The organism is Paenibacillus sp. JGP012 (assembly GCF_014203995.1).
Lineage (GTDB): Bacteria > Bacillota > Bacilli > Paenibacillales > Paenibacillaceae > Paenibacillus > Paenibacillus silvae.
Genome location: NZ_JACHKG010000004.1, coordinates 262,600 through 286,177, shown reverse-complemented (window position 1 = coordinate 286,177; position 23,578 = coordinate 262,600). Strand labels below are relative to the sequence as shown.

Sequence of the window (23,578 nt, the reverse complement as noted above, 5' to 3'; positions counted from 1 at the left end):
ATATTGATCAGCCGGCTTCAGGTGATGTCGGCTTCGGTTTCTTGATTTCTTCCGGATATTCGATTCTGGAATGGAAAATACCCATCACCGTTTCCTTCAACGTTTTGGCGACGATATCCAGCTCACGCATCGTAAGATCACAATCGTTGAACTGATGATCATCGAGACGTCCCTTGATAATTTTCTCAATCATAGACTCTACCTGCTCCACCGTTGGCTTGCGCAGCGAACGAACCGCCGCTTCAACACTATCCGCTATACCCACAATAGCAGATTCCTTGGACTGTGCCTTCGGGCCAGGATAGCGGAAATCCTCTTCCGTGAAGTCCGGTTCAATTCCGGCCTCCTCCGCCTGACGCAATGCCTTATGGTAGAAGTAGTGCAAAAACGTTGTCCCATGATGCTGTTCGGCAATGTCACGAATCGGCTTTGGCAGCTTATAGTCCTTCTGCATCTCTACACCATCCCTTGCATGAGCAACAATAATAGACTTGCTCAGCTTGGGATCAATCGAGTCATGCGGATTTTCCATATTGTTCTGATTTTCTATAAAATAGACAGGCCGCTTGGTCTTGCCAATATCATGATAATACGATCCGACACGACATAACAATCCATTAGCCCCTATCGCTTCTGCTGCTGCCTCGGATAAGTTGCCAACCATAACGCTGTGGTGATACGTGCCTGGTGTCTCCGTAAGTAATTTGCGAAGCAAAGGATGGTTGGGATTGGAGAGTTCCACGAGCTTGAGTGCGGACAAGATGCCAAATGACGTTTCAAAAAACGGCATTAATCCGATAACCAGAATTGCTGTAAGCACACCGCCGGCAAAGGCGCACCCAATACCATATAACGCGGTTGTACGATTCCAGTCACCAGTATCAATCAGAGCTAGTGTAAATACCGCCAATGACCCAAACAGGCAGACCATAATGGCACCCTTCAAGATGGTTGAGCGCTGACTCGCACGATGTGTAGCAAAGATCGCTACAAACGAAACAACAATGGCAAAGAACCCAAGCTCAAAGTCGAAAAGCTGCCCCTGATGTGTATTCAGAATGATACTGGACAACAGTCCGATCAGGATGGAGCATACAAAAGCAAGTGTTGTATCCAGCAGCAACGCAATCAGCATGGCTCCCACGGCCACCGGAGCGAGAAAACCGATAAATGGTCGCTCATTCGTCTGAATCACTGCTGTGACATGCATGACTACAATTGTGATTATAAAAATAATAACAAGCATAAGCAGCTGCGCATTATTATATTTGAAATGTGTCCCGCTGCTCTGCTGAATAAACATCAAAATCCCCGCTGACAGCATGCATGAGAACAGAAGCAATCCCAGCTGCGGCCAGTAGTTAACTTCATTTTTCAGCAGATCATTTTCACTAAGCAGTGCATACATTTCAGGAGTAATCAGTTCCCCTTTGGCTACCAGCGTATCCCCCTGTTTGATAAACACCGTTGGTGTATTTTCACGTGCCTGGACCTTCGCTTCCTTGGTGGCCTCTTCATCGTAAAAACGATTGGCAGTAACTACCAGGCGTGAGAGCTCCTGCACTACTTCCCGCTGTGTACGTTTGCTGAGTGAGCTCGCACTGACCATCTCCGCCACTTTGGCACGCGCCGTTGTCGCCTCACTAACCTGATCGGTCATTAATCTGCTGACGATATTTCGCGCAACAGGCTTCATCTCCTGAATATCATCCGAAGTCAGACGAGAGATTTTGATGTATGTCTCCTCAGGAATACGATAACTCTGCTCCTGCACCACGTTTCGAATCTCTTCGAGCAGCGTGTCAGAGTATGTACCGGTTTTCCGATTATTATTAATATAATTAGACACAAAATCCTTTTGACGCTGCGGAATTTCATCCCGATATATATCAATTTTGTCCTGACTCGAGATCTGATCATCCTGATTCAAACGATCAATACGGTCAAGCAGTGTGGTCATCAGGTTTTCATTACGCATCTGCACGATCTGATATATAGGCTGTACTCGCTCGGCTGCTTCTTCCTGAGCCTTGAGCGTAGCCTTGTTATTCGGAATCTGCATTGGGGCAGCAATATCCACTTCACTGCGTGTCCCTTCCTGAATATCATATCGTTCTGGTAACAGCTTTGAAGAAAGACTCACATAAAAGAGAAGCACTAAAAACAAAAAGAGAAGATAGCGTGCCCACACGCTATACTTCCATCCTGTCGCTCTATTCTGAAAAGATTTGCCTTTTGACATTTCTTTCGAGGTCACTTTAGACAATCCCTTTCTATGCTTGGTTTTCTGCGGCGTTGTTGTAAGCTACAATAATTTTCTGGACAAGAGAATGTCGAACAACATCCTGCTCAGCGAAATGCACAAATCCGATTTCCTGAACTTCACTCAGAATTGCACTCGCTTCCACCAGTCCTGATTTTTTGCCGCGCGGTAAATCAATCTGTGTTACGTCTCCGGTAATGACCATTTTGGAGCCAAAGCCGAGACGAGTCAAAAACATTTTCATTTGTTCAGGCGTTGTGTTCTGCGCTTCATCCAAAATGATAAAGGAATCATCCAGTGTACGCCCGCGCATATAAGCCAGAGGAGCGATTTCAATCAATCCGCGTTCCAGAGCCTTCGCCGTCTGCTCCTGCCCCATCACATCGTAGAGCGCGTCGTACAGCGGTCTCAGGTACGGATCTACTTTCTCCTGAAGATCCCCCGGCAGGAAGCCCAGACTCTCACCCGCTTCAACCGCAGGTCGTGTCAACACGATGCGTTTCACACTTCCTTCTTTGAGCGCGGCTACAGCCAGTACAACAGCCAGATAGGTTTTACCCGTTCCGGCAGGTCCGATCCCGAATACGATATCTCTCTTTTTGATCGTTGTGACATAGTGCTTCTGTCCAATCGTTTTTACACGAATTGGCTTCCCGCGGAATGTCGTTGTAATTTCACCCTTGAATAGATCCAGCAGTTGTTCTGCACGCAAATCCTTGGCAAGCTCGATAGCATACAGGACATCTCGTTCAGTTAACACATACCCGTTACGGATCAATTGTAGTAAAACATCAAATAATTGTTCAAGTGATTCTACATGCTGCGCAGTACCAAAGATATTAATCTCTGCTTCGCGTGATGCGATCTGGGCAGGAATTTCGTTCTCAATCAGTTTCAGAAAAATATCTTGGGGTCCGAATAGTGCTTGACCCTCTCCCGCACTCTGGAGCGAGATTTGTATGCTGCGTGTTTGCTCTGACAAATATCCTCATTCTCCTTGACTATGGACTAACGGAAGTTCTTCCGCGATGTTCTCTTCCACTTCAAATAATACTTTCATATAAACTTTACCATTCTCTTTCTTCTCATGCAAAATTTTTTCACTTAAAATTTTCGTTCCCTTGCCGTTTTTGGCTAAAATATCGTTTCGTGCCCCCTCCAAACCTTTCGTTTTGGCCCAGGTCACCGTCTGTTCTTCCTGATGAAAGCTTGTTTCCATATCCTTCTCCGTCATCCATCCCATAGGCAGGTTGAAGGAACGCCATGTCAGCGGCTTGTGATAGGTCTCCGTATCATATGACTTGAAGGGTGTATTTCCATAACCCCATAATTGTATAGCCCAATCCCCCAGCACCACATAAAATCGCTCTTTGCTCTCCCCCGTCATCGTTTGATGTTTCTGAAGAAGCGGCACCTGGATATCATACTCCCGCCATACCATTCCGCGAACTTCTCCTTTGGCAACAATCGTTTTGGTGTTCTCCTCATCACCGAGAATACCCGAGATCAGCACTTGTCCTTTCTTCACACGCATGTCCTTCTGCACAACAGGTCGTCCCTGTTCCGCATAAATCTGGGTGACTACAGCATCCGATTTACTGATGAGATGTCTGGGACTCAGCAAAGGCTCACGCTTGGGCTGTGCCGACTCTACCACCTGGATGGTGACACTTGTCCCCTCTTTGGTTACGCCAACCCAGGTTACATCCGGGAGTGCAAGGGCCAGCTGCCTTGAGAGCTTGTCCTGACTTCCCATTCGAAATGACCATTGTAAAGGATAAATACCCTCCTTTTTAGCTGCGGCCAGCACTTCGTCTGTCGGAATTCTCACATTGCCTTTGACCTCCACATTCCAGACCATAGAGGATAATGCAAATAACGCTGCCATAAAAAACACCATACCCAATACAAAAAACTTCCTGCGCAGGAGGCGAGCCGCAAAAAAGGGAAAACCGCTGCGATGTGTGATTTTCACTCTGCAGCCTGTCCCTTTTACGATGGGACGCAGTCTGAAAAAATGCGGAAGCAATATGCTCATCTCCGCCTGGCGTCCATCCTGCGCACGTAAATCCCATACACTTAGTCTCTGTTCGGTGATCATGTTGATTAACGTCTCGATATCTCCGCCTGTAACCTTAATCCGCACGGCGCCTCGCAATTTATACAGACTTGGCTGCTTCATTCGTTCCCCTCCACTCCATTCATATGAATATCCAGAATCGTACCTTCTACAGCTACTTCATCAGGCAAAATGTTACGTATAACCAAGGCACTGCCTTTGATCTCCAATTGGCCTTGTGACAGGGCGAGCACGATGCGATTCGGTGTAAAATGAATCACACCCCGATGATTCTCTATATACAGCTGCTTGCTGCCGATCAGGGTTAACCGTGGCATATCATAAAGCACATCCTGCGGCAGATCGAGCACCTCACTGGTCCATCTGCGCAGCTTGCGGCTGATCCGGGTCATTCGAAGGTCTTCCCCCTTCCTCTACAGTTCAACTTATGCGCAAATTCAGGGAATTATGAAGAATCGGCGAGCGGTTAGGTACTTATTTTCCAGAAAAAACAAGCATACGAAAAAAGCCTTCTCCGGGAGCACATTACTCACCAGAAAAGGCTTCATTTCAACTTGCCACAAACTACAGCTTGCCTCTTGTACCGAACGGCTGCTTCGAGCGTGGAGCACCAAGCACCTCCGCCCAAAGCACACCTGTGCGAATATCCTCGGCACGAAGACGCGAGCTGCCTGAATCCGAAGTATCCGTATCTCCTACACTTGAATTCAACGCAGAAGGAGCGCTTGCAGACGAAATCCGGTTCAACCTCTTCTGTATCGCACGCTGCTGCTCTTCCATTTTTCTCATCTGTTCATCTACCGAGCTGCGCATATTGTCCAGTGGCTGTTCACGACCGAAATCATCTCCCTGGCGAGAGGATGCAGCAGGCTCGGAATAAGGCTGATCATAACGCTCGTCATATTGTTGATCGTAGCGCTCATCGTCATAGCGTTCATCATACTGTTCCTCATATCGACGGTCATCCGATCTGGATGGCTGCTGCGTAGGAGCATTGTCTGCACGACGATTGCGGTCATCACCGCCACCAAATGTAGGCATTCCGTTACCAGAACGCTTCTGATTCGGATTAGCCGACTTCCCTAGCTTGCCCAGGAATGAAAAGAGTACAAAGGCGGCAACGGCTACCACATACAGATTGTTAAAGATCCATTCGAATAGGCTCATATGCATTCACCGCCTATCTTCCGTTTTTGGAATCACCTTGATCGCTGGAATTCGAACCTTCAGCAGGTTTTCCCAAAGAATTACGCATCTGAGTATCTGCTTCAATGTTTTTCAGATTCATATAATCCATTACACCAATTTTACCACTGCGAAGCGCTTCAGCCATTGCAAGAGGTACTTCGGATTCCGACTCGACTACTCGTGCTCTCATCTCAACTACGCGCGCTTTCATCTCTTGTTCCTGGGCTACGGCCATCGCACGGCGTTCTTCCGCTTTTGCCTGTGCAATACGTTTATCCGCTTCAGCCTGCTCCGTTTGCAAGAAGGCTCCAATGTTTTTACCTACATCAACGTCCGCAATATCAATGGACAAAATTTCAAACGCAGTTCCGGAGTCCAGTCCTTTTGATAAAACAGTTCGTGAAATAAGATCCGGATTCTCAAGCACCTCTTTATGAGAGTTAGATGAACCGTTTGTACTTACAATACCCTCCCCGACACGGGCGATAATCGTTTCTTCACCAGCACCACCGACAAGGCGATCAATATTGGCACGAACTGTGATTCTTGCTCTTACGTTGACTTCAATACCGTCTTTTGCGACAGCAGATACAACCGGTGTTTCGATAACACGCGGGTTAACACTCATCTGCACGGCTTGCAGTACGTCACGGCCCGCAAGGTCAATCGCTGCAGCACGTTCGAACTCGAGCGGAATATTGGCACGCTGTGCAGCAATAAGCGCGTTAACAACACGGTCAACGTTACCCCCTGCCAGAAAGTGACTCTCGAGCTGATTAATGTTCAGGCCAAGACCTGCTTTGGTTGCTTTGATCAACGGGTTAACAATCCGGCTAGGAGTTACACGTCTCAATCTCATCGCGACCAGCGTAATAATACCTACTCGTACACCGGATGCAATAGCCGAGATCCACAGCATCACCGGGAAAAAGCTGAAAAATACGCTCAATACGATAATAGCTAACACCGCGATGAGCAGAATCGTAATCATTGGGTCCATAAATAGAATTCCTCCGTTTGCAATAAGTTTTTTGAAAAAGGAGCATCAGAACTGACGCTGTACACATGCGCTGCTGAATCATGCTTCCACCCTATTGCCCGCAGCTCGGCAATGTGGTTATGTACACCACCGAAGCGATCGTCTCACTTCGGCCTTTGCAGAATCACACAGGCAATGCCTGTTGTACAACAATTCGGGTACCTTCCGCTTTGATTACGATAATTGGCGTATCCACAGGAATGAAGCCGCCATCCGTAACCACATCAATGCGTTCACCATCAAACATCGCCGTGCCTGCTGGACGAAGCGGGGTCAGACTTATGCCCTGCATGCCAATCAGCTCCTTGCGCTCTGTTGCCGAGGAATACCCGCGATCAGCAGACAAGCGGTCCGTTAATATAAACCGGTTCCATATTCCTCTGTCTTTGAACACAATCGCAATGATGGTTACAACGACCAGTGCCGCTCCAAAGGCAATGCCAAGAGATACAAATGCGTCACTCGTGTCATAGGCTGCCCGAACTACACCCGCTACCAGTGCAATCGATCCGAGAATACCCAGAATACCCATGCTGGGAATAAACATCTCCAGGATCATCATGACAAGCCCGATCGTAAATAATACCCATGTTTCCGCTCCGGCAAACCCCGCAATGTAGTTACCAGAGAAATAGAGAACAAAACATACAATACCAACGATTCCCGGTACGCCAAAGCCAGGAACGATAAGCTCAATAATGACACCAGCAATACCTAAAAACAACAATATCGTCATTATGATCGGATTGGTCAGAAAAGTGGAGAGGTTCTCCGCAGTCGTGCGTTCCATCTTGAACACATCTCCTTGACCATACCCAAGCCAGGATGCCGCTTCTTCAGGTGTATTACTGATATGATCTGCATATCCCACCTTCAGCGCTTCTTCAGCGGAGAGAGCAATAATTTCACCTTTTTGCTTCGTTTTATTGATCTCCGGCATCTCGACTACGATGTTGACATCCGTCATACCAGCCGCAATATCGCTATCCCGACCGCTCTTCTCGGCAGCTCCTTGCATTTTGCTTTTCCAGAAGGCTACCAGCTTGGGATCATCTACATGTTTGCCTGTGCTATCCACCATGGCAGCAGCCCCGATCATACTTCCGGGAGACATGACGATCTTATCTGCATTCAGCGCTAAAAAACTCCCGGCTGATGCAGCATCCCCGCGAACAAATGCCACAGTTTCAATCGGGCTTTCTTTAATCATGATTCCAAGCTTTTCAGCTGTATCGACACGGCCTCCCGGCGTATTGATATCGAGAACGATCAAGCCAGCGTTCATTTTCTCTGCTTCCTTGAAACCGCGCTCCATAAATTTGCCTAACCCCTGCTCGATTGGTTTATCAACCGGAATAATATATACGGCGCCGCTTTTTTCAGCTGCTTGCGCTGACGGTAATCCAATCCAGAGAGGAAGCAAAAGCGTCAGCAGCATCAAGAGCAGCATGGACCCCGTAAGCTTCTTCCGGCGCTTTCCCTTCACAATAGTCCCTCCTTTTCCAATAATGTTATACTGTCCAGCTTATGGTATTTATTACGCACAAAGCAAGCTTCCGTTTCAAAAACTTTAAATTATATTTGAATACATACGTAAATGCAAGAATTATATGCCCATAATCATGTATAAAACCCATTTTCTATAATTACTTATGAAAAAACACCCCCTGACAAGTCAGGAGGTGTTTATAGAATTTGCTTTATTGCAGAAATTGTTGAACTGCTTGATTAACCAGTTTGCCGTCCGCTTTACCTTTTACTTTAGGCATAAGGGCCGCCATCACTTTCCCCATCTCTGCTTTCGAAGAAGCACCGGTTTCCTGGATGGTCTGCTGTACAATAACTTTAATTTCTTCTTCGGTAAGCTGTTCAGGAAGATACTGGATAAGTATTTCAATTTCCGCTTCGGCATTTGCCGCGAGTTCTTCGCGACCTGCTTTGCCAAATTCCTGGAGGGCATCTTTGCGCTGTTTGATTTCACGACTCAGGATATCAAGCACTTCGTTGTCATCCAAATCTCTTTTCAAATCTATTTCAAGATTCTTGATCGTCGAACGAATCAACCGAATGGTGGAGAGTCTGAACTTGTCCTTACTCTTCATCGCTTGCTTCATATCTTCGTTCAATCGTTCGCTAAGATTCATGTAGTTAAAATCCTCCTAAAACTTTCTCTTACGAGCAGCCTCGGACTTTTTCTTGCGCTTTACGCTTGGCTTCTCATAATGCTTACGTTTCTTCACCTCAGCCAATACGCCATCTTTAGCGATGGAACGTTTAAAGCGACGAAGTGCAGCATCAATAGTCTCGTTTTTGCGAACTTTAGTTTCAGACACCAGTTTTCCCTCCCTCCGACCAGACCGTCCAAGAGCAATAACACGGTTCATCATCTTTCATTATAGGCGAAAGGCAATAAAAGTGTCAACCTTAACGTGATCCCTTAATATTAGCTGAGCCGCAGCAGTTTTTCAAGTCCCAAACGAGAAAAGTTGCCAAAATCGCATCTCTTGGCTCTTATCGATGTGAATCAGACAAACTTGTGAGCGCGCCCATACGAGCACCGCCCAGCAAATGATAGTGTAAATGATGCACAGTCTGCTCGCCGTCGCGGCCGCAATTGTTGATCAGGCGATATCCCGATTCCTTGATTCCAAGCCGGTTTGCCGCCTCCTGCGCAGCTGCGTGCATCTCCCCGATCAAGGGCAGATCTTCAGCAGTTACGTCATTCATCGAAGTGATGTGCTTCTTCGGAATGACCAGCACATGGGTTGGAGCCGCTGGCTGAATGTCATGAAAAACGATGACATGATCATTCTCCAATACTTTGTTGGAGGGAATGGTGCCCTCTACAATTTTGCAAAACAAGCAATCCATCGTACAATCCCTCCTTTCTTTGAGTTCAAATTATGTATTCCTTTATATCATACTAAAAGTAAAATGCTACGTCCAATGCTGCCTTATCACGATTGAGCTATATAATTGTATAAGTTGAACTAAAGATTTACACCATCCACTCCGATGACAGAACAACCTGGAGAGTAGCGGTTATCCCCAGATTTTTTCGATTCCCTTTTCCATAAGGGAAAATCCGGTGATAAAGGCGAAGCTTATGCTTCCGATGCAGCTTTCTTGCAGAAAGCTTTTAGCTCCGCTTTTTCAGTTTTTTTCTGTCCTCTCCGTTCACGTATAAATGAATAGTTCAACTTTTTTGCTGGTATTGATAAAATACTCGGCTGCTCCCGCTGCATATGAGCTCGCCCTGTTGTATGGAAAAAGAAAAGCCACACCCTGAGGCCAACAATGCTCTTGACCGGGTATGACCTTGATTAAGTTTTCTTGGTTAAGTTTTCTCCATAGCTGATGCAGTTATAATGCAGTAATGCTTAATAATAAGGCAGCAGCGTTAATGCCGTAAGCGCAAATAAAGGCAGTACGAGCCTGTTAAAACGTCTCCGTCCATATCCATAATACGGGTATGGACCAGGATAGCCATATCCAGGATAGAATCCGCGGGCTTGAGCCGCCGGATAATGAACAGCAGGCATCATATTCGGCCCCATATTGGCATGGGCTGCCATAGCTTCGTTTCCAACCGGAACGGCCAAATAAATCATCTCATCATCCACATTCTCTACAATGCCATCATAATACGAGCCATCGTTCATCTGAATGCATACGTACCGATGGATGTGATCCTTACACAGTTTCTTTGCTTCTGCTTTATCCACATTTAACGCCTCCCAGTTCAGCTCTTCTTCACCCTTCATCGTATTCAGAACTGGGCGAATTGACACTGCCTCACCGGATTTGAAGCAAGCAGTATCCCCTAAGGTGCATTAAATAAGTCAATTAAGGGAGCATTAAATAAAGCAATTAAAGAAGGATTAATTAAAGCGATCCGTAAAAAAACTGCATAAAAAAAGAAGCCCCTCGTGAGCGGGCTTCGGTAGAAGTCCGGCTGCGCGGACATCCATACAGGAAGCATTCCTGAACAGATGTCCGACGGGGGGCTTAAAGCAAGTTTGTCGGCTTAACTGTAGTATAACAGCGGGTTGAACCTGTATCTGTGATGTAACTCACTTGTTGCTGCATGTCAGTGAAAAAGAAACTATTTTACAAATTGACAAGTTACAGGAATGCCAGTCTACAAACTTTCCAATACCACTCGAGAGCCCGCACCGGCGTCTCCAGCCGGAATGACGACCAGTTTACGCGGCAAGCGCGCACGAAGCTCAGGAACGTGACTGATAATGCCCACGGCCAGCCGATCGTCATGCAGCTTCTCCAATGAGGTAATGACTGTATCAAGCAGCTCCGGGTCCAAGGTGCCGAAACCTTCATCCAGGAAGAAAAATTGCAGTGGATATTGTCCGCGTAGCTGAATCTGTGCTGATAGCGCCAGCGCCAGAGACAAGGAGGTTAAGAAGGTCTCTCCTCCAGACAACGTGGACACGGGACGTTTGACTCCACCATTGGCATCGTCACAGATCACAAAGCCGCCGCCGGAATCCACCTCCAGCGAATACCTCTGCTTGGTCAGGAAGCGAAGACGCTGGGATGCCGCATGGCTGACCTGCATCAGCTGCTCCTCGGCAATGTACTCTACGAATGCGTTGCCCCGGAAAGCTGATTGCAGCTTGCTTAACAGCTCCCCTTGATGGCTGACCTCCAGCCTTCTCGTCTCCAGCTCTGTCCAGCGCACATGCCGCTGCTGCACATCCTCCAGGTCACGTTCGGCACGCGCCTTCGCCTGCAGGGCAGTTTCATCCTCCATTCTGGCCTGCTTCAAACGCTCTGTGCATGATGTCCACTGTTCCTCGGTAACTACCGCGCCATCCAGCTTCTGCTCCAGTTCACGCAGGTGGGAGGCAAGTTCCCGTTCGCGTTCTCGATGAAGCTGGATTTCCTGCTTCAGCCGTTCCGCTTCCTCGGCTGGCATAGCCGCCTGTGTAACCGCCGCATCCGTCTCAAACGGGGACTGTTCCAGCAGTCGCTGCCAGCGTTCCTGCGCCAGTTCAAGCTGCTCCAATGCAGAAACAGCCGCCTGCCGAGTCATAACATCCCGCTTCACCGAATCCTGCTTCAATGCGTCTGCTTGCTTGAAGCGCTGTTCAGATATTGCTGCGATCCTGCGCAGCTCGTCCAAACGCGCTTGTGTCGCACGAATCAGATCTTCTACGCGTTGTTCACCGACCCACTGGCGCAAACGCTCTTCTTTCTCGGCAAGCAGCTTGCTGCTGCCTTGCCATTCGGTCTGCCACTGGATCAGCTGCTTGTCCAATTCTGTCAGCTTCTGCTGCAATGACTGGACAAGCTGCTCCTTCTCTTCAAGGAACGTCACGCTTTTGGCCAGACGTTCCTTGATGTCTTCGGCGCGTGCATCGCGCTCCTGCATCGCTTGATAGAGGCCTGCGGCCTCCGCTTGGGCGATGTCAGGCAGCTCTGCGGCCCAGCGGCTCTGCAATGCAGCCGCAGCGGCTTCGCTCTCGGCCAGCTTGCGCTCCGCCTGGGCGAGCCCGGCACGGCCGGCCTCTTGCGCAGCTGCCGCTTCCATGCGGCGCTGCTGCGCGCCCGCAGCCGCCTGCAGCAGCGCGGCGGCTTCGCCTTGCAGTGGCGCTGCCGCGGCAGCCAGCTCCTGCGCGGCTTCGCGCAGCGCAGCGGCACGCGCCGCCCAGCCCGCCGGAGATCGCCCATCTTCGGGCGATCCGGGGGGCTCGGGCTCCGCTGCCGCAGGCGCGGCCTCGGCTGCGGCAGTGGCGTCGCCGGCCGCGGCGCCAAGCTGCGTCAGCAGGCTGCGGCGTTCGTGCAGCTGCTGGCGCAGCCCAAAGCGCAGCTCCTGCAGCTCCGCGTGCAGGCTGCGCAGCAGTTCCAGGTCCTCATCGTCTGCGTGCGGACCTTCTCCCGGCGGCGCAGCCGGGAGCGGGTGGTGTGCGGAGCCGCACACCGGGCACGGCTCGCCATCGCGCAGCTCGGCGCGCAGGGCGGTGGACAGCCGGTGCAGCTCCTGCTCACGCATCGTGCCGCGCAACTGTTCCTCCGCCCGGGCTAGCAAGCTCTGTTCGCGGCTGATACCCTGCTCACAGGCAAGCAGGGCCTCAACCCCCGCTGACGCCTGTTCCACCAATTGCTGCCGCTGCTCGGTCAGGCGCCTTTCCTCCGCGGCCGCTGCTTCCAGCTTGTCGGCCCCCTGCTGTGCAGACTGCTGATATGCCTGCATGTCTGCTCTATGCTGCTTTACCTGTTCCGCCGCCGTATCCATGCGATGCTTCAGCTCAAGCGCCGCTTGCAGCTGCCTGCGTTCCTCGGACTTCACTTCGTTCGGCTTCAGGCTCTCCTGCAGCTCTTCACGCCGTTTGCGTCCGCGCAGCTGCAGCTCACGCTCCTTATCCAGCTGCTGCCCAAGTGTGGTCTGTTCAGCCTGCCCTTTCTCGATCAGCTGTGCAAGCCGGGAACAATCAGCCTGCAGGCTGTCGCGCTCCCGCTGCAGCTCCTTGGCCTGCTCAAGCTGGTCCAGACGCAGCAGCAGCTTTGGCTCCTCTGCGGTTAACTGCTTCCTTGCTTCCTCTGCCTGTTCAGCTTCCTGCACAGCCAAACGTTCATGCTCTTCGGCCTGTTGCCGCGCTGCTTCTGCTTCCAGCTGCCGCTGTTTCCGCGCCGATTCCGCATCACGTACCGTTTGAAGGGCGGGCAGCATCACTTCGGCTGCTCCCGAAAGCTTCAGACGGGCTTCATCCGACTCAACCTGCGCTGCCTTGGATTGCAGCATCTGCTGTTCCTGCATTCGTGCTTGCTTCTCCTGACTCAGCTCTCGAATTCGGCCTAATTGCTCCGCCTCTTTTGCTGCCATATCCAGCGCTTTCCGAGAGGTGTCGGCATGTTGAACTGCCGCCTGAAGCAGCCGTTTCGTTTCTTCAAGCGTTTCTTTGCTGGCATTGCCCAGTCCCTGCTGCTCCGCAGCGATAGCCTGATGAGCCATGTCATTATCCTTGACCCTGCGACTTAATTTGATCGCGAGCTGATCACCATACTTTTCCAGATGGAATAAACGCTGCAGCATCTGCCGCCGCTCACTGCCCTTGAGCGAAAGAAATTCAGCAAACTTTCCTTGCGGCAAAACAACCGCTCTGGTGAAATCGTCCATTTTCAGACCGATCACATCTTCCACACACCGGTTCACTTCCGCCAGTTTGTCGGCAAGCACCTGATCTTCACCATCAATCGTCTCAATGAACTTGCTGACCGTATTGCTGACAGACACCTCGTTGTTCCGCTTGAAGCGCCGTTCTACCCGGAATCTTCGTGCCCCCTCTGCCGAAGCAAGCTCAAAAGTAAAGGAAACCGAAAGCGAGTCCTCGGCATGATTCATAATGCCCTGAGTCCCGTTTACAGCCCGTTCTACCTTGCCATACATCGCAAGTGTGATTGCATCAAGCAGAGACGATTTTCCGCTGCCCGTTGGTCCGAAAATGCCAAAGAGCCCCGTCTCCGTCAGTACAGTAAAATCAATCTCCTGCATCTCCCGATAGCTTTGCAGCCCTGCAACTTTCAGTAAAATCGGCTTCACCGGCCTTCGACCTCCTCGCGCACACCTGGCTCGTCTTCATCCACCAGCTCGAGGAACAGCTGCACCAGACTGTCCTCCGGCTGTGCTCCGCCCGTCTGACGCTGATAAAACTTGCGAAAAAGCTCGTGTACAGGCAGCTGTGAACGCTGCTCCATCAGCCCTGCCGCTTCCATCTCGGGATATACCGGACGAATGTGGATGATGCCCTCATGAGCTTTCCGCAGCTGCTGAATCTCCTTGAGTGACATCGCATCCTCCAGCCAGACCTCCATATCAATGTAAGCCTTGGAATCCCGTCCCTCATCCAGCCAACGGTATACCTCTGCCAGCCCTCCACGTGCCTTCCAGCGAACAAGCGGATTGCCACAGGTCAGAAGCACCTCCTCCACCTGCGCCTCACCGCCCGGTGTGAGATCCACCATCGTAATCGACTTGCTCTGCCCCGCTTCCGAGAAGCTGTAGGCGAGCGGAGAACCACTGTATCGAATGACACCTTCGCCTTTGACCGCCTGTGCCCGATGCAGATGTCCCAGCGCAGTATATTGGGCACCAGTCGCCAGAGAGGAAGGGTCCACGGTATACGCACCGCCAACCTGAATCGGACGTTCCGAATCACTTTCTACACCGCCAAGCACATAGATGTGGCTCATAGCCAGATTCACCGTATCCGGTCGAAACGAAGCCGCTAAACGCTGCATCAGCATGCCTACCCTGCGGCTGTAAGCTTGGCGAAGCACATCTTCATCGCCATCCGTTGCTAACAGCTCGTTTAACCTTGCTTCGGACGGATAGGGCAGAGCCGCAATATGCGCAGTTTCCCCGGTTCGCCGGGCATGAATAGTTACAGCTTCCGATACGGGAGTACCTACCAGCGTAATCCCCTGTCTATTCACAAGCGGAGTGACTGAAGCTACCCGCTCCGGCTGATCATGGTTACCAGCGATAACAACCAGAGGTCTGCCATTCTCTGTCAGACGCGCTGCTGCTTCATAAAACAGCTGCTCCGCCGAAGCAGGCGGATTCACCGAATCATATACGTCTCCAGCCATCAATATGGCATCTGCCTGCTGTTCATCCGCCAGTTTAACAAGTTCTTCAACGAAGTCCTCCTGTTCACGAAGCCTGCTCCGCCCTTCCAGCGTTTTTCCCAGATGCCAGTCCCCTGTATGCAAGATACGCATGTCCGTTCCACCTCTTTCCCCTACATCTTCTATCATTTCCATCATAAATCTGGCTTTTTCTACCATCATTAATCTATCGTTTTGTACCATCTTAATCTACCATTTTCCATCATTCGGAAAAAGCGAGTTCCGAAACATCCCGGGAATAACAGCGATTTTCCATGTTATCTCCTTAATCGGAACGCTCGGTTTCATCGTGCAAATCTCTTTCGTGCAGCTTTTATAACAAAAGCTTTTACAACTTGACCGCATGACCGCCATCGAAAAAATAAAGCCATATATGGTCAACCTGACGGCCCAGTATATCCTGAATCGCCCGTGCGTAGAGCTGCAGCTGGAAGCGATAGTTTTCGACTAGCGGCTCAAGACCTCCGCGGTGGTCCAGCACCCGATCTGTTTTGTAATCCAGCAAAACAAGCTCACCATTCACTTCATATAGACAGTCTATAATTCCTCTGACGAGCACGGTTTCGTTCTCAAGCACTGCCTGGACGTGGTTGCTCTCACCAGACAGCTCCTGCTCCTCGTTCTGACGCAGTTCACGAAGCCACTCCTGCGGAGATTGATGTGCCGGAAGCCCATACGTAAATGGAATCTCTCTTCTGACCCATGCTGCATGGAGCAGTTCCTGTCCTGGTTCAGTATCAAAAAAGGACGTCAGCTCGCTTCGGTCTATCGCCTCCACTTGATAAGGCAGCAAAATCTGAAGAGCGACCAGACGCGCAATCGTCTGTTCTACAACCTCTGTATCCACAACCTCCCCGTCTACAGGAAGATGCTGCATCAGCGTATGGTACACGGTTCCTCGTTCAGTCCCCGTCAGCTGTCTCTCACCCATGAACTTGGGACGCCGCAGATGCAACTTGAATGAATCGTTTGTCTCCGGCATATGCTGCGTTATTGCACCTGCCGTATCCTGCTGTTCCAGTATTGCTTTCATCTGTTGTTTCTTTATTGCTTCTGTCGGCTGTTCCTGTATCTCTTCTATTGGATGTTCCTGCATGTCTTCTATTTGAAACTCCTGCATGTCTTGTATAAGAGCATACGAAGCATACTCCTGAACAGAGGACAGGCTCTTGATCTCCGTTACCGAAGTGCTTGCCGCCACTTGAGAAGCTGATTCATACGGATAAGTCCAGGAAAGCCGACGATCAACCTCACGCTGCAGGGCATGCTGATATTGATCAGGCAACCCCTGCTCATGCGTCTTCTTCTCATCCGGAACCAGATCATGCAAGTTCATATCATCAACGTGCAGGTGAATACCTGTGTTTGGAGCTGTTTCTCCTAGTCTGACTGGCTGCATCTGTTCCAGAGCTGCCCTGCGCTCTCTCCGCAATTCGTTTAGTCCGTCTTCACTGTCTTCGCTCTGTACAGGATCTGTATTCAAATTACGTGACACCTGATCTGCAGTAGTAATCCAGATGTTCCAGCGTGATTCATCACTCGCAAGACAAGCTGAATAAGCGTCGCGATCCCCTGCAAGCTCGCGCAGCACAGCAGCATCAGGGTGCCTGATCAATGCTGGTCCAATCCAGTCCAGATAGCTTCGTCCAGCAGCAAGCAAATAATCTGGCAGAGCCAGCTCCGGGCTATCTTTCACCTGAGACCAGGCCTGTGCCTTTTTAGCGGCGTCCTTCACCGTACCAACCAGAATCATTTTTTCTTTTGGCCGGGTTAATGCCACGTATAATACACGCATCTCTTCTGCAAGCAGTTCAAATTGGGCACGCCGTCTGATGGCCAGATTGGCTAAAGTCGGATACGCGACCCGGTTGCTGCGATCCACAAATCTCGGACCAAACCCTAGCTCCTTGTGCATTAGAAATGGTGCGTGCAGGTCCTGCTGATTAAACATTTTGGAAATGCCGCCGACAAAAACAATCGGGAACTCCAAGCCTTTGCTTCGGTGGATCGTCATAATCCGTACGACATTATCCTGCTCACCCGAGCCACTTGCCGCAGTCCCGAGATCTCCACCATTTTCACGTAATCTGGAGACATACGTCAGGAACCGGAACAGCCCGCGATTCGCAGTGGCCTCTTCATATTGACGTGCCCGGTCATACAGAGCCTTCAGATTACTTTGACGCTGCTGACCACCAGGAAGTCCACCAACCCAGTCCAGATAGCCCGTTTCCCGATAAATGCGCCAGATCAGTTCACTCAGACTGCCCTGTCTTGCCTCCAGTCTCCACTGCTCCAGCTGACGCATGAACCGAATGAGCTTCTGCCGCAGCGCCGAGTAAACCTCTTTGTGCCCCTGGAAAACTGCCTCACCCTGTTCAGCAATTCGAGCATACTCTTCTACGTTCTCTTTTGCTTCGACCTCCATTTCAGCTGTAGCAGCTGATTCCCGCTGTGCCTGTTCCAGCTCTGACCAAGCTTCCGGCCACTGCAGCTGAACCACGCTATCCACTTTTGAGCCTTGTTCCGGTACGGAACGCTGATCAGGCACCTTCATTTCAGATTTCCACTGTCCAGCAGCTGATACAACGGCATCATAGAACGACTGTCTTTTATCACCCAGACGGATCTGGGCAAGCTCTTCCTCATCCAGACCAACGATTGGAGATCTTAACACAGAGGCTAAAGGGATGTCCTGTCTCGGATTATCTACAAGCTGCAGCAGGGATAACATGACCTCTACTTCCGTAGCTTGAAAATATCCTTTACTCTGCTCTCCTCCAGCGGGGATGCCCTGTTGTCTGAACTCCTCAATCATCAGCGGGGCCCACATCAGCGTCGAGCGCAGCAAAATAACAATGTCTCCATAGCGTGCCGGACGCATCGTTTGCAAGGCCTTGTCATATACGCTGAGAGCAGGCTTGTCTGTTTCTCCGACCATCTCCCGGATGCGCTTGGCAATGGCCCTCGCTTCCAGCTGGGCTGTTTCGAGCTCGGCACTTTCCAATTCTGCCGAAGTCGCCAGATCTGAACCCTCTTCTGTACTATCCGCCAGATCCGGCCCGCTACCTTGACGATCAATCAGCATGAGCTCGGGAGTATAGGCTTCCCCTCCAAGCGTCTCTGGCGGAAATGACGCACCGTAAGCCAGCTGTGCCCGTTCATCGTAGCTAATCTCCGCGACCCCTTCGTTCATAAGCTGTCTGAAGATGACGTTGACGGAATGTACGACTTCAGCACGGCTGCGGAAATTTCGGGCAAGATCAATTCGTTTTCCTGTTCCTGTCTCCTCGCGCGTACTGCTATCTCCTTGATCCTCTGCATGTCCAGAGACATTCGCACTGTAGCTGCGATACTTGTTCATGAAAAGGCCTGGTTCAGCCAAGCGAAAACGATAAATACTCTGCTTCACGTCACCAACCATAAATCGGTTGCCTGGATTCTCCCTGGAGATCAGTCTGACGATGTCCTCCTGAACCGTATTGGTATCCTGATACTCATCGAGCAGCACTTCGTCAAAGCGTGCACGATACTCCATCGCTGCATCGGAAGGCATCGAATGTTCAGGCGTGGAATCCTCATGCCGCAAAATATGCAAGCAATAGTGCTCGAGGTCATTAAAATCAACCTGCGCACGTTCCTGCTTCGCCTGACGGTAACGCTCGCCAAAAGCGCTGACCAGCCTGGAGAGCTCCTGCATAAGCGGTGCAGCCTGCTTCAGCTCCTGCCAGAAGGTGAAGGCACTCCGGCCAAAAAGAGAACCTTTCAGATCGGTAACTGCCTTTTTGGCCGTTTCCCGCAGCTCCTTTACCTGCTCCTGCAGCCCAGGATCTGTCTGATCCTTTTTACATGGCTTCAACTTGCCAAATGCAGCTGGCTGGAATACCTCGGGCAGCCTTTCCCACGGCATAACTTCCACAGCGGATAAAAGCTCTTCCACCATAGCCAGATCCGCTGTGAGCGTCTCTGCATAAGGCGCTGGGCCCTCAGGCTGTAATGAGATCTGAATCCCTTGACGCAGCAATCCTGCCGCTCCGCTCAAGGCAAGAGCCGCATCACGCAGAATGCTCTGCACCCATGCCGATTGTCCCAGGGCTTCAACACTTTCCACCTGAAAGGCTTCCGCCATCTGCATCAGCCAGTGATCCGGCCATGAATGGCTTCGCGAGAAATCATACAAACGCTGCACCAGCCGATGCATCGCATCGTCGTTTCGTTCCCCGCTGAACCAGTCCACCAGTTCACGGAATGTGCTTCCCTCCTGCTCTTCGCCGTACTTTTCCTCAAACAGCTCCTCCAGCAGTTCCTGTCGAAGCATTTCAGCCTCATTTTCATTCAGGATGCGAAAAGCCGGATTCAGCGGAATCTGCTGATAATATCTGCGAATGACCTCCATACAGAAGGAGTGCAGGGTTGTAATGGAGGCCCGCCCGAGCAGTGATAGCTGCCTCCGCAGATGTTCTTCCTCGGGCTGCTCTTCGAGTGCACGCTCCAGCGCTTCCCGAATACGCTGCTTCATCTCCGCGGCCGCCGCCTTCGTAAACGTAGCAACAAGCAAGCGATCCACACTGAATCCTTGGGAAGGGTCTGCGATTTTGCGAATAATCCGTTCAACCAGAACAGCCGTTTTACCCGATCCCGCAGCAGCGGCGACCAGAATATCTTCCCCATGCTCAGCAATGGCGCTCCATTGATCATCGCTCCAGAAGCTGCCTTCCGGTTTTGGCATATTCATCATGACGTTTCCCCTTCCCTGCTGTGAGACAGCATATCCCAGATTTGCTGTTTGCCCGGTTTGGACAGCAATTTATAATCATTTCCTTCAATATTTTCATCAAACTGACAGACCGGTTTATAAGGACAGAAGGTGCATGCCACCTCCTGCTGTATACGATACGGCTCAATTGCTGTATCTCCATCCGTAATCCGGGTCCCGATCTCGCGAATATTGCCGCGAACGGCAGCAAGCAAGGTGTCCCACTGTTCCGGCGTCGCTACAGCAGCACTGCTGTAGAAGCTGCCATCTGCCTTGAGTGCCACCGGAATAATCGCGGAGTGCCCTTTGTCCAGTGTACGGTCCATCTGGGCTACGGCATCGCGGTCTGCAAGCAGCAGGCCTTTCATTTTAAACCGTTTCAGCAGCTCCTGGTCTGCCTGTTCCGGGGTCATGCCGTTTGCGGATTGCAGCAGCGGATTGTGCACATGGAAATACAATGTGCCTCCAGGCATCGCCGTTTCCCCCAACCATTCCTCGGCAGCACTGAGTAGCACCTCCAGATAGGTGAGCATTTGCAAGGACAAGCCATAGTATACCTCATGAAGCTTGAGATCCGTCTGACTGGATTTGTAGTCAATTACCCGCAGCAGCAGACCATTCTCACCTTCGGCCACATCTACACGGTCAATACGCCCAACGATCTCCAGCACACAGCCATTCTCCAGCTCGAAACGAAGCGGCGGCAAAGGTTTGCCCGGCCCAAAATCAAGCTCCAGCCCAATCGGTTCAAAACTGCCTCGTCTGGACTGTTCTCCCAGAATGACCGATGCACGGCTGACAATGTCTTTTAATTTGCGGAAAATATACCCGTAACGCTTCGTGCTCAGCAAAATTTCGCCCTGCAGCTGCGGAGCGATCTGTTCCACTGTCTGCTCGGCCTCCTGACGGCATTGTTCGGGTGTAAGGCTTCCCCAGCTGCGATTCTCCTCGCGCAGACGCATCGCCAGCTGACTCAATGCCGCATGGAACAGCTGACCGATATCCGGCGCTTGCAGCCGGTATAGTTGCCTTTCTCGAAGCTTCAGGCCATGTGATGCAAAATGGGAGAAAGGACAGGCCACAAATCGTTCCATACGCGAAACACTTGTCCGAACCTCCGTACCGTACAGTCTGCGGCTCGTTGAGGTTTGCAGCTGTAATGCACGGTTGCGGTAAAAGATCGAGCCCAGCAGCCTTTCCAGCTGAGGACGGCTCTTCTCCCGCGATACATGCCAGTTGTAAACGGCCCACCACATCTCGGGAATTTCTTCGCCCCGGCGCCATCTGCGAAGCTGACCGATGAGCATCGAAAGACTTTGCTCCGAATGAACAGCGTAGGAGAGGTGAACAGCCTCTGAATCCAGAACGGGCGGCTGGGCAAGTAGTGGCTGCTCCTGCAATGCAAACATTTTGCGTACATGGCGCACAATCTCGGAAGGCAGCAGAGATTTGCCTTCATCATCTGCTACAGGATAGCTGAGCCATAACTGCTTGCTGGCTGCTGTCAGCGCCGTATAGATCAGAAAGCGCTCATCCAGCATAAGTCTCGTTGCACCAGGTCCAAGACTCACGCCTCTTTCTGTCAGCAGCAATCTCTCGTGCTCCGTTAACACCCCGCTATCCTGAGGGATCGCGGGCAGCTCGCCATCTACTGCTCCAAGAATAAATACGTATTTGATATCCCGCAGACGTGTACGGTCCATCGAACCAAACAACACTTGATCCAGTGCAGGCGGAACCAGCCCCAGCTTGAGCTCGGTCAATCCGGTTTCCATCATGCCCGCGAATAAATGCACGTCCAGACGTTCATCACCCATCATATCTACCATTTGATCCAGCAGATCCAGTACAGCCCCCCACATCTGGCGATGCTCTCTGGAACGCTCCGGATCCCCCTGCGCTTTGGCCTGAGCAGACATCTGATCCAGCTTGTATGCAATGTCAGCATCCTCCAGCAGCTGGAATAACGCCTCACATTGAGCGGCAGCCGTTTTGGCTTTTCTCATTCGTTTCTCAAACATGCCGAGAGACGATATAATGACGGTCCGACATCTCTCCATCAGTGACAATACAGCATCACGCCCCCGGCTTCGCGCTTCCTGAGCATTATCCTCCAGGGACAAGCTCGGCACGTACTTCCATGGCTTGCCGTCCGTCCAGCGATATCCATGGATGCCGCAGGCGAGCACATAGTTTTCGAGCTGGTCCATATCTTCACGGGTAACAGAACCATCCAGCGGAAGCAGCAGATCGGTTTTGATACAGCGAAAAACGTCCTCGTACCGCCAGTTGCGGCGAACCACATCCAGTGCTGCACGAATAAATTCAGCTAAAGGGTGATGAAGCTCACTTCGTCTCCGGTCAAGAAAGACAGGGACATCGTAATCCCTGAATAAAGGCTCGGCAATATCGGCATACGTCTCCAGACCGCGAACCAGCACCGCCATATCCCGGTACCTTGCTCCATGCTCCTGCGCCAGACGCCGCATTTCACGCAGCGCCCCCTCCAGCTCGGCACGCCGATTCTCAGCAGCGATCAATCGTATGCCTGCATCCTCACCATGACTCCGCCAGCGAACACGCCGGTCAAAGCCGGCCTCCAGATGTGCCAGTCCCGGCCGATCCTTAAACCTCGGCAATACTTCAGCATGGAGTACGGTCGTTTCACTCGCCACACCCAGATGTTCAGCCATGCCTTTAAGGCGTACATAAGCGCTTGCCGTAGGATAAAAAAGCTCCAGCTCACCAGGTAACACACCATGCTCGTAAGCCCGATCCAGTGTTAAGGAGATCGTAACAGACGAGGCCTGAAGCATGAGCTGACCAATCACACTCAGCTCCTGTGGCGTAAATCCATGAAAGCCATCGATCCACACCTCGGCTCCTTGCAGCCAGCTGCTTTCCGGCAACCGACCTGTCAGTTCATTCAATGTGTCCTCATCATCAATATATAAATCCGTTAATTCCTTCTCGTAGTCATGATAGATCAGACTCAGATCATGCAGCTTGTCCTCCAGAATAGGTGATGCAGACACAATCCCCCACTCCGTAAGCCCTTCTTCCAATGCTGATGCACGAACCTCGTAACGCTTGAATTCGCTATATAGATTCGTCAGTTCTCCAATAAACCCGAGCTGGCTGCCCGAGGCAGCAAACAGCCTGAGCTCTTCTTTTCGACGTTGTATGACTTTATATAAAAGCATCTTTTTGCCTTCGGCTCCAATGGGAATACGGGCAGAGCCGCCAGCCTCCTGCATAACGCGATAAGCAAGACGCCGGAAGCCCAACACTTCAGCTCGCATCGTGCCTTTAATGGCTCCTGAGGACACCAACGCCTGCTCTGTCCGAAATGAGCTCTGCTCCGGAACGAGCAAAATCAGCGGTTTGCCTTGCGGCTCCTGTTGAAGCAGTGTTGTAATTTCCCGGGTGATCAGTGTGCTCTTGCCACTGCCTGCCCGGCCAATAACAAAACGTACGGACATGTGTCATCCTCCAAACTGCACGTTCAAGATTTTAATTTCCAGTATATCATACCTTGCTTGGTTCGGAACATACGTTTGCCACGATCCACCATAAACGGCGATCATCTCCGAGAATGGCAAA

15 protein-coding genes are annotated in these 23,578 nt (G+C 51.0%); all 15 read right to left on the bottom strand.

Annotation, left to right across the window (positions count from 1 at the left end; genetic code table 11):
• Nucleotides 1-7: 7 nt before the first annotated feature.
• The 15 genes from HNR77_RS07770 to addB all read right to left on the bottom strand — a co-directional run bounded on the left by HNR77_RS07770 (nt 8) and on the right by addB (nt 23,457).
• On the bottom strand, nt 8-2,257 hold the full coding sequence (locus tag HNR77_RS07770) for an HD family phosphohydrolase (protein ID WP_184182430.1): 2,250 nt from the start codon (nt 2,255-2,257) through the stop codon (nt 8-10).
• A 16-nt stretch (nt 2,258-2,273) separates the two neighbouring features.
• Nucleotides 2,274-3,245: a PhoH family protein gene (locus tag HNR77_RS07765; protein WP_184182278.1), complete on the bottom strand. Its 972-nt coding sequence runs from the start codon at nt 3,243-3,245 to the stop codon at nt 2,274-2,276.
• Nucleotides 3,246-3,251: 6 nt separating this feature from the next.
• Nucleotides 3,252-4,445, bottom strand: coding sequence for a sporulation protein YqfD (gene yqfD, locus HNR77_RS07760; RefSeq protein ID WP_184182276.1), 1,194 nt, complete (start codon nt 4,443-4,445; stop codon nt 3,252-3,254).
• Complete coding sequence (gene yqfC / locus HNR77_RS07755; protein WP_145404117.1) at nt 4,442-4,735, bottom strand: sporulation protein YqfC; 294 nt, start codon at nt 4,733-4,735, stop codon at nt 4,442-4,444. Before yqfC ends, yqfD begins: the two co-directional genes overlap by 4 nt.
• A gap of 172 nt (nt 4,736-4,907) precedes the next feature.
• Nucleotides 4,908-5,510, bottom strand: a complete 603-nt coding sequence (locus tag HNR77_RS07750) for a hypothetical protein (protein ID WP_184182274.1) — start codon at nt 5,508-5,510, stop codon at nt 4,908-4,910.
• 13 nt (nt 5,511-5,523) lie between these two features.
• Nucleotides 5,524-6,531, bottom strand: coding sequence for a flotillin-like protein FloA (gene floA, locus HNR77_RS07745; RefSeq protein ID WP_184182272.1), 1,008 nt, complete (start codon nt 6,529-6,531; stop codon nt 5,524-5,526).
• Nucleotides 6,532-6,694: 163 nt separating this feature from the next.
• Nucleotides 6,695-8,020, bottom strand: coding sequence for an NfeD family protein (locus tag HNR77_RS07740; RefSeq protein ID WP_184182428.1), 1,326 nt, complete (start codon nt 8,018-8,020; stop codon nt 6,695-6,697).
• 250 nt (nt 8,021-8,270) lie between these two features.
• Nucleotides 8,271-8,714: a GatB/YqeY domain-containing protein gene (locus HNR77_RS07735; protein ID WP_111271870.1), complete on the bottom strand. Its 444-nt coding sequence runs from the start codon at nt 8,712-8,714 to the stop codon at nt 8,271-8,273.
• A 15-nt stretch (nt 8,715-8,729) separates the two neighbouring features.
• The gene (gene rpsU, locus HNR77_RS07730; protein WP_005547957.1) at nt 8,730-8,903 is read right to left on the bottom strand and encodes a 30S ribosomal protein S21; all 174 of its coding nucleotides are present in this window, start codon (nt 8,901-8,903) and stop codon (nt 8,730-8,732) included.
• Nucleotides 8,904-9,081: 178 nt separating this feature from the next.
• Complete coding sequence (locus tag HNR77_RS07725; RefSeq protein WP_111271869.1) at nt 9,082-9,441, bottom strand: histidine triad nucleotide-binding protein; 360 nt, start codon at nt 9,439-9,441, stop codon at nt 9,082-9,084.
• Nucleotides 9,442-9,950: 509 nt separating this feature from the next.
• On the bottom strand, nt 9,951-10,334 hold the full coding sequence (locus HNR77_RS07720) for a hypothetical protein (RefSeq protein WP_184182426.1): 384 nt from the start codon (nt 10,332-10,334) through the stop codon (nt 9,951-9,953).
• Nucleotides 10,335-10,711: 377 nt separating this feature from the next.
• Nucleotides 10,712-14,131, bottom strand: a complete 3,420-nt coding sequence (locus HNR77_RS07715; RefSeq protein ID WP_184182270.1) for an AAA family ATPase — start codon at nt 14,129-14,131, stop codon at nt 10,712-10,714.
• Entirely contained in the window at nt 14,128-15,312 is a 1,185-nt protein-coding gene (locus HNR77_RS07710) for an exonuclease SbcCD subunit D (RefSeq protein ID WP_184182268.1), read from the bottom strand. Before HNR77_RS07710 ends, HNR77_RS07715 begins: the two co-directional genes overlap by 4 nt.
• Nucleotides 15,313-15,547: 235 nt before the next feature.
• Entirely contained in the window at nt 15,548-19,957 is a 4,410-nt protein-coding gene (gene addA / locus HNR77_RS07705; RefSeq protein WP_184182266.1) for a helicase-exonuclease AddAB subunit AddA, read from the bottom strand.
• Nucleotides 19,954-23,457 (bottom strand): helicase-exonuclease AddAB subunit AddB, encoded by a 3,504-nt coding sequence (gene addB, locus HNR77_RS07700; protein ID WP_184182264.1) that lies wholly within the window; start codon nt 23,455-23,457, stop codon nt 19,954-19,956. Before addB ends, addA begins: the two co-directional genes overlap by 4 nt.
• Nucleotides 23,458-23,578: the final 121 nt, after the last annotated feature.